Here is a 17,360-nt window from a genome sequence, read left to right as displayed (position 1 = left end):
GAATAATTCGATTTTCAAAGCTGTTTCTTAGTATTCAAAAGGACCTATATCGGGGCTTCCTGAAATTGATTTACCATCAAAATCTGATGTTCGATGCGTATAGTTAACTCCGGCACCTATTGCTGGGCTTGCTGAATCTAACTTGTATCTTTCAGCTTCTGACCCTTGGTTACTGAATAATGGATTACTATTAATAGTTCCTGAAAAACCTGAGGTGGGTGTTGTAAACGAGTTATTATAAAATATGTTGTTGTTCCCGTTTATAGAAAGACTACCCGAACTTACGGTGGCCCATTTCGATGAGGTTGAATTGACAATAAGATTGTTGTTGAAATCTAGTTCATTTCCGGTATTGTAGTAACGTATTCCTCCAGATTGTTTGTCGAAAACATTATGATGTATTTCTATCGACTTACTTGGAGAAGTTTCTTGGCTACCTTCACCGAATGACATAATTCTTTCTCCCCCTTTAAAAATATTATTATATACTTTTATGTTGCTAGGACTGTTTGTCGAAACCAGAGGATTGTATGTTTTGACAATAAAGAATAAAGCAACATATCCGCATTCAAAATAATTGTTCTTCAATGTAATATTGGTCGCACCATTTTCAATCGATATTTGTTGTGCAGATGCATCGCCGGTCATTTTATTGTTTTCATACACTGTGCCAGATGAACTTGGGTAACGAATTTCAACATTGGAACGATGAATTAAATTATTTCGCCATAAATTGTTACTGCCACCACCATTTGCCAAACCATGACCTTGATGTGAACCACTGTGTAGTCTATAACCACGATTACCTTCGAATAAATTGTTTGAGGCGACCGAAGAACTCGAGCCTTTATATGATGTGGCAAAAAAGTAGTCCGTTTGTCTATTACTGTCATCGTTGTAGTAGTCGTTGTCAATAATAGTATTATGACTGGCGGCACCTCCTGAACCACTTATTAAAAATGCCGTGTAGGCTGCATTTTCACCGTAAGAGTTTTTTACGGTATTGTGGCTACCACGAATTGTAAAACCACTTCCCATATACCGTGTTGAAATATCATTTATTTTGGAAAAAGCAATGTTATCAAAAACATTATGATCACCTGTAACCAGTATGCCATAAGTGACGTTGCTTGAGGGGTCTTGAAAACCTATATTATGAAGCTCTATGTAATCTCCTTGAATGTACATTACCTGATCATCTTGAGGATTTATTACCGGAAAACCTATGGACCCAATATTGTCCCCATAATCCATAGTACCTCCTTTGACGGTTTTTATATCTCCTTCTTCTGATGTGTAACCAATAAAAACTATAGGGTTGTTTGCAGAACCGTTGTTTGAAAACTTAAGCCTTGGTGCATTGTATGACCCTGCTTTAACAAAAACGGTGTCTCCTGCTTTGGCCATACTGACTGCATGGGTTAAAGACCACGGGTTGGCTTCAGATTTTCCGTCATTGCTCGATTTTCCATTGGAGGTAACATAAAAGGCACTTTCAACATTGAAAATATCATTGTTTTCTTCTTCTTCTTCTTCTTCTTCTTCTTCTTCTTCTTGTGGTTCTTCTTCTGGTTCGTCCGTTATAATGATGGTTACTGAACCTTCTTCCGTTGTAACCGATCCATCTTCATTCTCTTCTTCTGTAGTATAGGTGAAAGTATCGGTAACTTCTTCATTGTCTTCTTCATTATCGTTGGACTCTTCATTTGTAGGAGCTTCCGTTGTTGGGGTTTCTGAAGTGGGATTTTCTGTTGTGGGTTCTTCTGTAGTAGGGTTCTCTGTTGTTGGGGGCTCGGTAGTCGGAGTTTCCGTTGTTGGGGTCTCGGTACTTGGGGTCTCGGTAGTAGGAGTCTCAGTAGTCGGAGTTTCCGTTGTTGGGGTTTCCGTAGCAGGAGTCTCGGTAGTAGGTGTTTCGATGGGCGTATTTGTTGAAACACTGGATGATGGGGTGTATGTCAACGTATTGTCGTCATTTATAACAATCATCCCATTTTTTGCCTCCGACGTTTCAACGATTTTAACTTTGTCTAGATTAGCGAAAGTGTCATTTGACAAAACATCGAGAACTATACTCTTGTCCCTTGAGATGGTGTATTTATCATTCATTATAAAATTGCTAATACCAATAACATCTTCCTTATTAAGGCTAACATACTCTGTAAGAAGATCAGAGTCTTTGCTGCAAGAAAATATAGCCGTTAAAATAAAGAATATAGCAATCACTTTAAGTGTTTCTGTTGTGTAGGAAAACGTGCGCATAAGTAGGTATGATGTTTGAAAGAAATAAATGCAGATTTGGGGTCATCATTTATTTCGTTTTAGTAAAGCCATGACCGATTTGGGACAATCATGGATTGATTTTGATAAATTTCAAATAGTTAAATGCTGTTGGTTTTATGATTGTGTGTTTCGTTCAGTTGCAATTTCTTGTCGATGAGTTGCAGTTTTGGTTCGACGAATTTCATGTTTTTATGTTTTTTCATTTGGCTTTCTAACGGGGGAAAATACAAAATCGGATATAACACTTAGGTTTTTCGATGAAATACATTGATTTGATTGAAATAGGGTGCTTTTTATCCTGAAAATCAAAATTTTAGCTTCGAGTTGAATGGCGTTTTCGTATTCGTTCTTGAAGGTCAATCTTTCGGTAATTCTTTGGTAAATCAATGCGCTACGGTAGTGATTTTATTCCAGACATTTGGTTGGTAGATATCCCGAATTGGCACAACGAAAAAAAGCTCATTACTTCGAACAGCCCTTCTAAAATAACTGTTGTTCGATTGTGAAATCTCACCCTTTGTTGTTTGAAATCCTTTTTTTAAAGATTTCCAACCAAAACGCCATTCGGTGTCAGGTCTTAAATCATGCATGGCCTCTAAGGCAAAGAGTTTGTCTTTTTGTAAGTCGGTGCTGAGGGGATTGGAGAATATTCTTTTGTAATAAAGATTATTTTTGAAATTTGGAGGCAGTGATATTGAACCCCCGGCCTTTCCATAGGGGAAGTATTCATTAAGAATAAAATGGTTATGGTAAAGAAACAGCTCTCCCGATTTTATATTACTTTTCTTTAGGGCCTCCATTACAGCTATGGTAGTATATTGATGTTCTACATGGGCATCTAATACGGGATACGGTGTTACTATAATGTCAGGATTTAAAAAATTTAATACAAAAGACAAATTCTCGATTAAAGATGGCCAATTTGAAGACCCTGTGAGACTGTCTCTTAAAACCGAAAAATTTTGTGATCTATAGGTGTTGATGTCCTTGGTATTTGTAAAAGCAGCAGGCAACTCTTTAGGACTTTCAGTGAACATTTTTTTCAAATTGGAAAAGTATCCCAGATTTAAAGTGTTGTCGTGATCGATGCCTCCGAGCAAAGGCACCGTAATGCTGTTCCATGTTCTTAATTGCCCTTTTTTTCTGTAATGGGCAATGGTGTCGCTATAGACCTCATCATATTTAAATGGACCGGACTCTCCTGACTTAATGTTCAAAACAAAGGTATTGGGGTATTTGCTATACAGCCCGTATGCGGCAATTTCTGCATCATCAGGGTGTGTAGCAACAACCAAAATTTTGGCGCTGCTTAAATCTTTGTTTTCAAACAGAAAAAGTTTTACCTCTTGGTCTTCTAGTATTGTTCTTGTTCCTTTTAAATTTAATTTTTTTGGTCCCTTTCCCAAAATTGAACTGATATTGATGAATCGAAATCCGTCGACACCATCTTCAAAATAATCTATTGAGCTTTTATCTGATATCGTTGATTCAACACTGGTTTGAAACCAATTTCCCCAAAAAGAGGAGCTTACTTTGAGTTTTATGAAAGCCGAATAATTTGTATCTATACTATCTGGAATAGTTAGTTGATTATTTTTCAAAAGAAGTGATAAGACCTGAGCATTATCCTCATTGTACTTGTAGTCAACATTGGGGTTGTAGGGATAAATAGCTTTTCGGGCATTCAAGTAACTGTGTGTTACCTTTAATAGTACGAGGGAAGTAAGTATTAGGGTAATAAAAAGTATTGACTTTTTCATTGAAACGAATGTAAGCCCACAAATTTAATTATTTGAAAATGAAAGCACGCAGTTTTAAGCACGAACAAAAGACATAATGATTTAAAAAAAAGTGTTGGGTTTTAATATTCTGTAGCATAAACGATGTATAGCCCTAATAATCGGAAGTGGGGAGTTATCCCCTAAACTATTGGCTAATAGGGCTCCTTTATTAAATCGACATTCAAGTAGTATATAAGGTAGCCGTTGTTTTATGCTTTAGGGCAAGGCAAAACCGACATTTCTCAACGTAATATTATCAAAAGTGGTGTTAGAATTAAGGTTGTAATCATATCCTGATGAAGTGTCCCATAGGTCAGAAGCGTCTTCTATGGTACAATTGATCAATGAGGTATTCGAATTGGGTCTGTTGACCCTGAAGACAGTTCTAATATCTGAAAAATGACAGTTAGTGAATGTATTGTTCGATGCGGGACCTTCTGTCTTTTGAAACTCTCCAAAATTAATTGCGTAGATACTATTAGTTACGTGAACATTTATATAACTGTTATTGTTACCAGCATTATCTTCGTCATAAGGCTGTGATTCATCCCAATCTGTAAAGGCAAGACCTCCATACGTATTGTCAATGTATATGTCTTCGAAGGTATTATGATGTGCGCCATTGGCTACTTTAACATTGCTGGCCGTGTCTCCATTGTCCATATAGCTGCCCTGCACAGTACAATTTTTAATCAAATTATTGTTGACATTGGAGTATGACATTTCTATACCTGTATGAATAACAGTGCTATTTTTTATCGTATTGTGAGAAGCCCCATTTTTTGCCACAAGACCATGCCCCGAGTGCTCTACACCAATTTTTCTTCTCACGGTACAGTTGTCTATTGTTGAATTTTCAGTTCCTTCAACCAATAATATATAGTAGTCGGTGCCATTTTCTAGGTTATCGGTCGCCACTTCTGAATTTTTAACTTCACAATTGTCACAATTACGTAAAGAGATACCTTCGACACCGGCGTTCATTACAAGGCTGTTTTCTACGGAGTTATAACTGCCCCGTAAGGTAATCGCCTTGCCATCATAACTTGAAGTCTTATTCTTAGGGCCGATTTGATTTAAAAAAACATTACGGATGAGAATGTTATTGGCGAAATTATTAATTCCCCATTTATATCCTGATATTTGAATGTTATGAAATTCCACATGGCCACTAACTTCATTTATCTTGATGGCCGTGCCAATATTTTCACTTCCACGAAGCAATGGCATTCTATTGGCATCTACACTCTCATCATATTCAAAAGTTGAACCACCTTCAGATTCTATATCTCCAGGATAGTCTCTATACCCTATATACTTTATTGGATTATTTGAATTTCCTGAAATGGATTGAACCCACTGGGTATTGCCATAATTACCAGCTTTGATATATATAATATCTCCAGCTTTGGCAACGCTGATGGCATGGTTCAGACTCCAAGAGGTTGCTTCGGAAAGGCCATCATTACTAGATGAGCCGTTTGTTGTTACATAGAAACCCTCTTCTACGTTTGGTACTTCAACCTCAGGTTCAGGTTCAGGTTCCGGCTCGGGCTCTGGTTCTGGTTCGGTTTCAACTTCAACCGTGACGGTACCGGTTTCGGTGGTTACCATTCCATCTTCATCTTCTACTTCTGCGGTATAGGTGAATGAATCTGTTTCGGTGACAACCTCCGGTTCTGATTCGGGCTCTTCCGTTGTTTCTGGTTCTGGTTGTGGCTCTGGCTGGGTTTCTGGTTCCGGTTCCGGTTGTACTTCTGGTTCTGGTTGTACTTCTGGTTCTGGCTGAGTTTCAGGTTCTGGTTGTACTTCTGGTGCTGTTTCTGGTTCAGTAGTTTCTTGCGCTACTTTTTTAGGGGTGTAGGTTATTGTATAATCATCGTTAATAATCACACTGCCGCTTTGAGGAGAAGAGGTTTCAATGACTTTTATATTGTTGGGAAAAGTAAAGGCGTCGTTTGATAAAACATCAAGAACACTACTGCTATTAGATGGAATTATAAAATTATCATCAACAACCTGGCCATCTTTCAAAACACTTTCTGTTAATAAATCACCATCTTTATTACAGGAAATAAGAAACGTGAAAAAAAGCACATAAAAAGGTAATAGGAATTTTTTTCCAAAATAATGTGTCATGTCAATGTAGGGTTAAGCCTAAATTATTTAAATTTTTTGGGGGCGAAAAAATTTATAAAATACACCAGAAAATAGATGAAATGCTTTTTTTTTCTGATGAACTGCGCAAAAATAGAAAAAGAGACAAGATTACATTTTGTTTTTTTAGTCATTTCCATTTTTTTCGACGAAATACATCATTTAATACGTAATCGTCTGAAAATTAACCTTTCTATAACAAGAATATTCCTATCCGTATGAAGTCGTTTTTAAATTGTGCGCCGGTTTAGTTAAAACCATCAAAATCAATAGGGTATCAATTTATAAGATGGAAGAAATGAAAATAGAGAAGACCTAAATATGACGTGATTTTCCATTTTTGTAAATGGGATGGTCCTATGGTCGGGAGGGCGTTGAATTTATTTTCGATACAGAGGAAAAAATTGCTCATTTTTATCGACTTCCTTATCTCCAATAAGTTTTTGGTACCTATCGTTGTTTGTTATATGTTTCCAGACCTTAAACTCATGATGCTCTTTTGAAAAGGAAGATTTGAAGTTAAAGAGGGAGTCTTCCTTACTTCCAACACCTCCGCCTAAATTGAAAATTTCGTAGTTCTGTTCCGTTGCCCTAACACGCATTTCATCTAAAAATAAGTTGGCGGGAGCTAGATTCAATGCATTATCTCTCGTGCCCGACAAATGAAACTGAACAATATCGTTTGTTTTAACGAACATCGATCCTGCAATTACCTCACCGGTTTCTTGATGCTGCACGAGCAATATATCGGTTTCAAAATCGGTACATTTTAGAAAATCAAAGAAATATTTTCGCGAAAAATAATAGTCTTTGCTTGCCTGCAAACGATCCATGTTTTCATAGTAAACATCTATGAAAGTATCGATTTGTTCTTCGGTCTCTGCTAGTACTACATTGCAGAGCCTTCTACATTTATTTGTTCTGTTCTTGGTACTTTTGCCGTATTGCATGCGTTGCTCGTCGAGTGGGAGAGTCAAGTTTATATTTACCACCTTGCCGAGTGTGGGAGTTTGCCCCATATTATTTAAGATTATTGCTTGATTTTTTAGATAGGGGTGTAGCCTAGAAAAAACACTTACAATATTCAATTCTGAAAATATTTGTTCAAGCTCAGTTCTAAATAAGGTATTGTTGAAGGATTTCTCGACGTTTTTATAAACTGGTCCTGCATATCCATATACCGAGGTAAGGTCGAAATAAGCGGTATTTTCGATGGTACGTTTTAGAAAGGGGATGGCTATGGTTGTATCGTCTTCACTATATGTGACCAAAATCGGAAGTTCATCGGCTTTCTTTGAAATCAAATGATAGTCATACGTATGATAAAAATCATAAGAATCACATGATAATAAAATCTGCTTCCAGTCTTTTTCATTATCTATTACTTCAATCATTTGTTTCTTTTTTTATAAGAATATCAATTTTTAGACCCTCTAAAGAACTCCATCGTTACTTCTTCGCTTGCTGAAACACCTTCAGAATTGAAAACTTTACCAACGGTTTTCCATAAGATTTTTAAATCGGTCATAAAGCTGATGTTCTTTACATACCAAAGGTCATATTTAAATTTATCCTCCCAACTAATGGCATTTCTTCCATTTATTTGGGCCCAACCCGTAATGCCGGGTTTAACATCATGTCGTCGCGATTGTTCTTTGTTATAAAGGGGTAAGTACGATACCAACAAGGGCCTAGGGCCTACAAGAGACATGTCTCCTTTGATTACGTTCAAAAGCTGGGGAATCTCATCTAAGGACGTTTTTCTAATGAATTTGCCAATCTTTGTCATTCGTTCATGATCAGATAAAAGTTGACCGTCCGGCCCTTTTTTATCATTCATGGTCTTGAATTTTAAAATTTTAAAAATTCGTCCATTCTTGCCCGGCCTTTTTTGCACGAAAAATGGTTTTCCCTTATTGCTGAAACCTAGAATAACCACAATACCAATGAAAATGGGGGATAGCGCAAAAAGAGCCAGTAAAGCGGTTACAAGGTCCAATATATTTTTTATCACATTTTTGTACATGATAGCGGCATTTTCAATTCATTTGAATTTTAGAATAAACTTCCAACGTTTTTTTGGTCATTACCGGAATGGTAAATTCGTTCATGGCCTTTGTTCTGGCATTTTTGGCTAGCAGCCGGCGTAAACTAGTATCGGAAACTAATTTCTCTAAAATACCAGTGAATTGTTGGGTGTTCTCAGTTTCGAAAAGCAGACCGTTGACACCATCTTCTATCTGTTCATAGGCACCTTCAGTATTGCTTCTAACCGGGCAACACTCACTCATCATGGCTTCTAGAGTTACCAGTGGGAAAGATTCCATGCGGGATGGCAATACGAAAATATCAAAAATATCATAAAAGGGTTTTGGATCTTCGAAGGGTACCAAGGTCATGAAGTTTTGAATTCCAGCATTTTTGACCATATCTTTTAACCAAATGTAGTCTTCACTGCCTTTAACACCTCCCAAGAAGATAAAATGAATTTTTTCTTTTGTAGAAGTCGTCAAATCTTTCAAGGCTTCAACAAGAATATCGGATCCTTTGCGTAACGAAATACTTCCTGCAAAACCAATAATCAATTTATTTTCTGATATGTTGAACCGTTTTTTCAAATCTAATTTTTGCTTCAAGGAAATGGGGCGCGAAAACCGATCGGAAACACCATGATGAATCAGGCTTAAGTTCTTATCTTCCATTCTGAACATTTTTTTGCTGAATTCGTAAGATTCATTGCTTATGGCGATTAAATGATTCGGTTTTTTGAATTTGAAATTTCTCTTTAGATAAAGAATGTGCAGGGTAGTTGTGAACTTCTTTCCCATAAGCCAAGGAATAAAGGTCATATACGGTGATTGGCAGTGTATTACGTTAGGGTTGCACTTTTTTACTTCCCTCATAATGGCGAATACCGAGGTGATTGATTGTATGGCGCGTTTAATAATATTTCCACTGGGAGTTTTAAATTCTTTGATGTCGACTCCAAGGGCTTTGAATTCATTATAAAAGTCATCTACCCGTGATGTTGCATTTTCGATTTTTCCGCCGGTAATCAAACAAACTTTATGCCCTTCTTCTACCAGGCCTTGGGCGAGATCTAAAGTATGCGTAGTAACACCTGTCTGTTCAATTCTACTAAGTAAAAAAGCTATTTTCATGTGTATGGTTTGAGCCTATTCAAAATCGGGGTGTGGTGAAGACTTAAGCGGAAATTGTATGTTCAATTATGTTAATTTTGATAAACTGTAAAGCTTTTTTCAGCTCTTTCGGTAAAATCATGTATGAAATTTAGCCAGTTAAACACTACATGAAATCACATGTTAACCATGCTCGATGTCGTGGTTTCGTATGCAAGTATATGTAATTTCTGTATCGGGAAAATATTTAATCGATATATATTCATGGTTATATGACCAAATGCAATTTTTGTAATACTGTGTGAAACTACTTTATGCAGAATCAACTATTGTTGGCAATGATTTCTAAGGTTTTTGCATTTACTTTTTCTACATCAAATTTATCACTAGCCAGTTTTCTACTATTGATGCCCATAGCTTCGATGCGCTCGGGATGTAGCAGAATACTTTCCATAGCCTTATATAAATCATCAAAATCTTTGGGAGCTATTAATAGCCCGTTTTTTTCGTTGATCACGGTTTCCCGACACCCTGGAGTGTCGGTGGTTATTATAGGCATGCCTATACTAAGGGCTTCCAGAATGGATCGAGGAACACCTTCCCGGTAATAGGTAGGGAGTACAAAAACATCGGACTGCTCTAGAAAACCGATGACCGTTCGCTGCTCTCCATGAAATTTGATGATTCCTTTTGATACGAATTTGTCGATGGTACTTTTCTTGATTCCTGAAGGTGAGGTATCGATGGGACCAATAATATGATATTCCGATTTTGGATATTTCTTTTTTAATTTTTTGGCCACGTTCATAAATAACTTAATACCTTTTTCCACTATCAATCGTGAAACGATGACAAAAACTATCTTCTCCCCATCATTTTTTTTTATCCGAGTGTTGTATTCATTTAAATTGACACCCGAGCCGTTAACAAGGTACGTGTTTTGCTTTGGCGAAATTATCTTCTTCCGCAGAAAGAGGTTCTTGTCGTCTGCATTCTGAAATATAATGGCCTTATTATTTCTCAGGGCTTTCCTATAAAGAAAACTAGTAATCTTTTGAAGCATATTCGCTTTTGCGGAAACGCCACTAAACGTGAACCCTAATCCGGTGATTAACGAGATTACCGACGTATTTGTTTTTTTGGCGGCTAAAGAGCCATATATTACAGATTTGATGGTATATGGAAAAACTAAATCAATTCTGTATTCCTCTATCTTCTTTTTTAAAAAAAACAGGGTCTTTATATCTGATATCGGAGATATGCCGGCTCTGTTCAAAGGGTATGCGAACGTTTCAGCGCCTATTTTTTCCAATTCTTCTCTAAATTCTGTATTGGATTCAGGAAATGGGGCCGCACATACCACCTCGTGACCTTCGGAGAGTAGGCGTTTTATTAAATCGCCACGAAAGGTAACTAATGATTTGGCCGCACCGCATATAATCAATATTCTTTTAGAATTCATACAGAATCAACTTCTTATTAAGGTTTGATAAAGGTATATATTATTCAGTAGCTAAGATGCACGTTTCGTACTTTCGTAAAATACTACTTTTGTCAAATCTTCTTACTCTTTCCAATGAATTTTTCTTGGTTTTCAGAAGATATTCTGTATTTGTCCTAAAATATTCAATTCCCTTTATCATTAATCGTTTATTGTTTACAGGAGTTAGAATGCCGTAGTCGGTTATCATAATATCATCTTTTAACGGGACATCAAGCTTTAATATTTCATCAGGTCCTGATTTACAGTTTGTGGAAAGAATGGGCAGGCCACATGCCATAGCCTCTAGAAGTACGTTCGGGAAACCTTCGTGATTGGAACCAAAAATAAACAAATCGGCCGCTTTAAGATATTTGTATGGTAGTGGGTCAAAACCCATAAAGAATATCTTTTTGCCTAGATTTCTCTCTACAATAATCGTTTTCAGTTCATTCTCAAGTTCACCCTCACCTAAAATATAAAGCCGAATACCGTCAATGTTTTCAACGGCATCAATGAGTAACTTATGGTTTTTACCTTTGTTCAGCCGACCCACGGTAATAATATTAAAGTACCGGGAATCGAAATAGTCTGCTATCGGGTCAATTTTATCAACCTTATCTAAATCTATCGGGTTGTTTAGTACTTCGATTTTACCTTTGCTTATTCCAAAATTAGTAATAAGGTCATCGCGATTTCCCATAGAATTACAAATAATCGAATCAGCTTTGGCATATAGCTTACGAATCAAGAATTTATTTATGGTAGATTGTAGGCCTTTGTAACTGTATTGTAGGCTTGGCTGTCCTCTTTCACTAATGATAAGCTTAAACTTCTTCGAAGTGAATTTTCGGGAAAGTATATTAATGTAATTGGGGCGAGTCAATAGACTTAATGAGTGCGTTATGTCAAGTTGCTTTAATAATTTAGCGTATCGTATGGCCAATAGGGGTATTTTAATCAGTTTGTAGACCCCACTTTCGGCCGGGTTTGAATTTTCAATATAGTGAACCTGTACGCTTTCTGGTATGTCATATCCCGCGGTAGCATGCATTAAAAACAAATGCACCTCGATTTTTCGTTCCGAGAAATAGGGGAGTAGGTGTGAGACTACTCTCTCTGCGCCTCCACCTCCAAGGGAGTATATTAGTATTCCTAGTCGCATGTATGGTGATTGATTTGACAAATAGTTTGCTTAATGCTTTGATTTTTAAGGGAAGGTCGGACCTTGTCTATTTAATAGAATATCCTTTTCCATTGTTCTTGAGCCATTGTTTAAGAACCAACAATCTCCATATAATGGCATATCGATTCCAAGAGCCGTTCATATGTTGGTCGATCATAACTTTAACTTCCTTTTTATCAATAAAGGGTATAGTTGCAAGACCATCATCGTTCAACTCCGAAAGAACATAATCCTTTAACTCATTTCGAAACCAGTTTTTAAACGGCATTGTGAATCCTGATTTGGGTCTGTCGAATAATTCTTTAGGCACATGTTTATAGAGCACGTCTTTCAGTATCCTTTTTTGGTTTCCTTTAATGAATTTAAATGCTGTCGGAAGGGCTCTTGAAAAATCGACAATTCTATAATCTAGCATTGGCGAACGCACTTCTAGTGAAAATGCCATTGAGGCCCTGTCCACTTTGGTGTTGATATCCCAATTTAAATAAGTTTTGATGTCAAAGTCGGAAATACGCTCGTAAATATTCTTATTGTTATGAAATAAATAGCTGTTAAATTCATCTTTGTAATCATAGCCTGAAAGGTCGAACCATTTACTGTTTAAATCTCGTTTTGTTGCCAAGTAAGCATCGTTTATCGTGGCCTTATTGATTACGTTTCCGATAGTTTTTGCCTTATAGTGTGGGGTCATGGTAAGCGCTCTGGCTATCGTAGATCGTAATGGGTCAGGAAGCTTATAAGCTTTTTCGATATAACGCATCCAATTATAGCGGTGGTACCCCAAAAAATTCTCGTCACCTGCATCTCCTGATAAAGCTACCGTCACGTGTTCCCGTGTGTATTTAGACAGTAACATCGACGGAATCGCCGAGGCATCGTCAAAAGGTTCGTCATAGAAATAACTCAGGTTTTCTATTAACGCTATACCTTCTTTATAGTCACATTCAATAACATTGTGCTCTGTTTGCAAGTGCGAAGCTACTTTTTTGGCGTAATTACTCTCATCAAACTCTTTATTGTCAAACTTGACCGAGAATGTTTTTACCTTGCCCGGCGTTTCTTTTGCCGCTAAAGCACTTACTAAAGAAGAGTCAATACCACCAGAGAGAAATATGCCAACCGGAACATCGGCGAACATTCTGATTTTTACCGCATCGCTAAGCAATTTCTCGAGTTCATTCTGGGCATCTTGATAATTTCCTTTGAATCTATTTTTTCCTTCATAATCTAGATCCCAATACTGCTTGGTCTTAAAGTTTCCTGTTTCTATATCAAATGTAAAACTATGGCCAGCTTCCAATTTCTTGATTTCATTAAAAATGGAATAAGGGTCTGGAATCGTACCCCACAGGAGATAGGCGCTGATGGCCTCTTTTGAAATTGTCAGGTTTTTATTGAATGGTTGGATCGACGAGAGTTGGCTGGCGAACTCAAAATGCTTTTGGTTATGTGTATAGTAAAACGGTTTTTGTCCTAATCTATCCCTAGCACCAAACAAAAGTTTTTTGACTTTGTCGTAAATTACAAATGCGAACATGCCATTGAAATGGTTGACACAGTCTTGACCATATTCTAAATAGGCGGCGCAAATTACTTCGGTGTCACTGGTTGTTTTGAATTCGTAACCTTTGTGGGCAAGTTCTTTTTTAATGGATTTAAAATTGAAAATTTCACCATTAAAAACAATATGTATCTTCTCTTGGTAGCTTAGCGGTTGGTCAGATCGAACGTCCAAATCAATTATCGAGAGACGGTTATGACCTAGCCGAATGGGGTGTTTTTCATCATCAAAAAGGCGAACCCCCATTTTATCGGGACCGCGAAAAGATGTTCTTTTCAGTTTTTCCCTAACTTGGTTCTCACTGTATGCAATGGTCGATCCATAAATTCCGCACATAATCTAAGATGCTTTTTTGGGGTCTAACAAATCATTAAATAGTCGCATCCACTTGTTGCCTACATTCTCCATTGTAAATTTATCAAGTGATTTTAAGCTGTTATTTCTTAGTGATTGTCTTAAATCTTCATTATCGATTAACTTATTTAATTCGGTGGTCATGGCTGCTTTATTTTGATCTGCGACTAAAATGCCGTTTGTGCCATGTTCGATAATATCCGAGGGCCCTGAGACACAATCGTATGAAATACAGGCCATACCTTGTGACATCGCTTCTATGAGTACCATGGGTAGCCCTTCGTGCCGCGATGACAAAACATAGATTTCCGCTTGTGACATTAGCTCCTTGATATCGTTTCGATAACCCAGAAACTTAACTTGTTTTTCAATTTTAAGGTCAGTTGCCATTTTTTTTAGAATTTTCAATCCATCATCACCGCCACCAACAATCTTTAATTTCCAATCTGGGTGGTTCTTGAAGACTTGGGAAGCAATTTGCAATAAATTGTCGAAACCTTTGTGATGATATCTGTCAAGATTGCCAACCGTCAGTATGGTTTTCTTTCTCTGGCTATTTAGGTCGTCTATGGGTTCAAAGGAGCATGGGTTTTCCATGACCAATACCCTTTTTGTTTTTTTTGTAAAAAAAGGAATATCAAATTTGGTTAAAACGGTAACGGCATCTGGCAAGCGGTATAGCACATGCCATAGTAAAGAACGCAAAAGACTTGGCTCTTGATTTAGATGATTAAAGTGCTCTGAAACAACGACTCTTATTTTATAGAGTTTGCTTGGTATAATGGTAGCGTATCCCACAAAATCAATATGAGAACTGATTATGTCGGGGCGGTTTTTTTTCTTGAAATAATAGGAAAGTAAAAAAAAGAAACCTCTTACAACGACAAAATTCACTATAAGCTTTTTGTGAAGTTTTATCCTTTCTATTCTGGGGTCTAATTTGTAGTCGTCTCCTTCAATAAAAGTAATTATGCGTACGGTATGGCCTTTAGATGCAAAATAGTTGGCCAAAAGGCTCACTACCCGCTCTGCTCCTCCTGCCTTTAACCTGCCAATTACAAAATCTATCTTCACACTTAATTTTTTATTTTGGACTTAAGTAATTGAAGTCCAATGAGATATTTGGGAACCTGAAACCAAAGGTGTATTTTCAGCTTTCGAATCTATGTTTAAGTATTATTTGACTTCAAATATTCAACGCTTGGTATGCCAGGTTATTGCTATTTTTTGAAATAGAAATATTAATAGTTTTTGGGCTTAAAAATAACAACCCTAGGCGTTATTCGCTAATTGGGTTATGTTTAGTTTATTGCCCAATTTAAAATCCCATTTTTCAGGCAGTATAGGTCTGTAGCCGCCATCATGGTGGAAAGTCAATTCACCAAAATAGAGTTTGTCGTTTACATCGTACCAATCTACTCTAACGTAGTCAAAAGCACGCGCCAAGGTTTCGGATAATGCGATCATTCGCTCAAGTGTTTTTGGTTTGGCAACGTCATCAACGCTTGGGTCGGTAAATTTGCCATCATCTTTTTTTGAAGACCATTTATAAGGCTCCCTCTTCCATTCCCGTGAATACCAATTTCTATAGTGGTTGGGTGTACCACGCCCCAAATCGACCTGAATCATATTGACCTTGCCGTTAAAACAGTGAATCTTATAATCAAAAGGAATATTTCCGTCAGCATCTTGAAGTAGTTCTTCTACCAAAACCCTGGGCACAATATTTTTATACTGCCACTCTTTTGAGGTTTTATAGTAGTTTTTAGCTAATCTATCGCTCATTTTCATCTGAACATCTTTCCAATCGACTTTTGAAATATTTTTTACGATTATACCACCGCCACTATCGTGATTCGTTTTTATAATATAGGGAGGATTGGGAAAGTTCTTAGGAATGATTTCCTTCGGATTTTTGGTGTGGTAAAGCAAGGGCACTAGATATTCTTCGCCTATTTTTTCAGAGATGTATTCTCTTACCGCATATTTGTCTGCACATTGTGTATGTAGCGGGGTATGTTCATTAAGTTTCAGCCAAATGATCTTCTCGTTCAACGTCTGAGGATTCAAAAGATTTGGTTTTTTTCCGAACGACTTCTTATAAATGCTGGTTATGTAAACTTCGTCGGAAACAAAATTATCTTTGATAAAATAATATAATAGCCTGAGTGGTTTACCCAGTTGGTCATGATAGTAAATTTTTTTTAATAGCCCGATCATTCTCTTTTCTGTATTGAAGGTATATTAAATCAGTTAGTCATTGAGAAAAATTTCGCTTACGGGCCGTTTTTCTTTTATTGGCTCGAAATTTTTGGGTTGACGTATACTTATAAATAAATACATGGAAATTAAGACATTAAAGTAGTTGTTAAAATAACCATGTCCGACCATTAATGCTACGGTAACGACACAAGAGATATAAAAAAACTCGGGATGAGGTTTAAAAAGTAGCGCACTTTTAAACATTAAATAACTATATATGCCGACCAGTAACAGAAAAGGTAGAATACCTGCTTCTCCTAAAGTCATTAGATAAGAGTTGTGAACGCCGGGCAATCTCGAGTTTTTAATTTGCAATTTCATATATCCGTTGCCTAGAAGGGGTTTGTCTACTATCATGTCGGTATACAAAGCCCATGTTTCTGTACGGGTATCTTTTTCAATTACTTTTGATTGTATCTTATCACCGGTAAAAATACTTTTTAGGGCATCGAACCTTTCGGTATTCAGCGTTAATTTACTGGAAAACAAAAAAACAAGAATCAATACGCCAAACCCGATAAGCGGTGTCTTTAAGTTGTTTTTATTGCGATAGATTGCAACGACACTGATAATTAACCAGATGAGTATAAATGTTCGGGAAAAAGTAAGAATACCGGCCAGTGTAAAAATAAGCTGTCCGACAATCGGTAGCCACTTGCCTTTTATGGCATAACTAATGGCATACCCCACTAAACATATCGTTCCTGCGAAGTTGGGGTTCAAATAAAAACCACTATACCGTCCATATGTGGGATAAAAATTAGCATTGGCCAAAGGAAAAATTACCGCGTTGACAACTATACTCAGCGCCCCGATAAGTAAAATTATAAAGAGTTCTTTTTTTGTGGTTCTATGAAATACCTCCCCGGCACAGACAACAACGATTAAAAATTTGACGAATTCCTTTAAAAACTCAAGTACTTCGTGCCCGGCAAAACGAATACCACAAATGGAAAAATATAGAATGCCCAATAATATGAACGGAAATAAAACTTTATGTTTGTCTCTAGCTAAAAAGAAAAAGGCCAATAGCAGTAATGATGAGGCATAACTTGTTAAGGTTCCTAGTGTAGCGCCAAAGTAGGCGAGTAGATAACCCGGAATATTCCAAAGAAATAAAATTAGTATTAAAAGCTTTAAAATATACATTATTTAATCT

The 17,360-nt window shown here is 36.9% G+C and carries 12 protein-coding genes; all 12 read right to left on the bottom strand.

Going from position 1 to position 17,360, the window contains the following annotated elements; translation table 11 throughout:
* Positions 1-27: 27 nt before the first annotated feature.
* The 12 genes from AACZ88_RS10350 to AACZ88_RS10295 all read right to left on the bottom strand — a co-directional run bounded on the left by AACZ88_RS10350 (position 28) and on the right by AACZ88_RS10295 (position 17,350).
* Positions 28-2,259, bottom strand: coding sequence for an Ig-like domain-containing protein (locus tag AACZ88_RS10350; protein ID WP_339709563.1), 2,232 nt, complete (start codon positions 2,257-2,259; stop codon positions 28-30).
* 404 nt (positions 2,260-2,663) lie between these two features.
* Complete coding sequence (locus tag AACZ88_RS10345) at positions 2,664-4,040, bottom strand: PIG-L family deacetylase (protein WP_339709560.1); 1,377 nt, start codon at positions 4,038-4,040, stop codon at positions 2,664-2,666.
* A 237-nt stretch (positions 4,041-4,277) separates the two neighbouring features.
* Complete coding sequence (locus AACZ88_RS10340) at positions 4,278-6,200, bottom strand: right-handed parallel beta-helix repeat-containing protein (protein WP_339709558.1); 1,923 nt, start codon at positions 6,198-6,200, stop codon at positions 4,278-4,280.
* A 398-nt stretch (positions 6,201-6,598) separates the two neighbouring features.
* Positions 6,599-7,612, bottom strand: a complete 1,014-nt coding sequence (locus tag AACZ88_RS10335; RefSeq protein WP_339709556.1) for a peptidoglycan bridge formation glycyltransferase FemA/FemB family protein — start codon at positions 7,610-7,612, stop codon at positions 6,599-6,601.
* Positions 7,613-7,635: 23 nt separating this feature from the next.
* Positions 7,636-8,244, bottom strand: coding sequence for a sugar transferase (locus AACZ88_RS10330; RefSeq protein ID WP_339709554.1), 609 nt, complete (start codon positions 8,242-8,244; stop codon positions 7,636-7,638).
* Positions 8,245-8,257: 13 nt separating this feature from the next.
* Positions 8,258-9,379: a glycosyltransferase family 4 protein gene (locus AACZ88_RS10325; protein ID WP_339709551.1), complete on the bottom strand. Its 1,122-nt coding sequence runs from the start codon at positions 9,377-9,379 to the stop codon at positions 8,258-8,260.
* Between the two features lie 301 nt (positions 9,380-9,680).
* Entirely contained in the window at positions 9,681-10,820 is a 1,140-nt protein-coding gene (locus AACZ88_RS10320) for a glycosyltransferase family 4 protein (protein ID WP_339709549.1), read from the bottom strand.
* Positions 10,821-10,860: 40 nt separating this feature from the next.
* Complete coding sequence (locus AACZ88_RS10315) at positions 10,861-12,003, bottom strand: glycosyltransferase (RefSeq protein WP_339709546.1); 1,143 nt, start codon at positions 12,001-12,003, stop codon at positions 10,861-10,863.
* 67 nt (positions 12,004-12,070) lie between these two features.
* The gene (asnB, locus tag AACZ88_RS10310) at positions 12,071-13,921 is read right to left on the bottom strand and encodes an asparagine synthase (glutamine-hydrolyzing) (RefSeq protein ID WP_339709543.1); all 1,851 of its coding nucleotides are present in this window, start codon (positions 13,919-13,921) and stop codon (positions 12,071-12,073) included.
* A 3-nt stretch (positions 13,922-13,924) separates the two neighbouring features.
* Positions 13,925-15,013 carry a glycosyltransferase family 4 protein gene (locus AACZ88_RS10305; RefSeq protein ID WP_339709540.1) on the bottom strand — a complete coding sequence of 363 codons (1,089 nt, stop codon included), beginning with the start codon at positions 15,011-15,013 and terminating at the stop codon, positions 13,925-13,927.
* Positions 15,014-15,211: 198 nt separating this feature from the next.
* A complete protein-coding gene (locus tag AACZ88_RS10300; protein WP_339709537.1) occupies positions 15,212-16,009 on the bottom strand; it encodes an ATP-grasp fold amidoligase family protein in 798 nt (265 codons plus the stop codon).
* Positions 16,010-16,192: 183 nt separating this feature from the next.
* Entirely contained in the window at positions 16,193-17,350 is a 1,158-nt protein-coding gene (locus tag AACZ88_RS10295; protein WP_339709535.1) for an O-antigen ligase family protein, read from the bottom strand.
* Between the last annotated feature and the right edge of the window lie 10 nt (positions 17,351-17,360).

The sequence above is a fragment of the uncultured Kriegella sp. genome, from assembly GCF_963975415.1.
Taxonomy (GTDB): Bacteria; Bacteroidota; Bacteroidia; order Flavobacteriales; family Flavobacteriaceae; genus Kriegella.
Note: the sequence above shows the minus strand (reverse complement) of the source record. Positions and strands in the feature narration are given on the sequence as shown.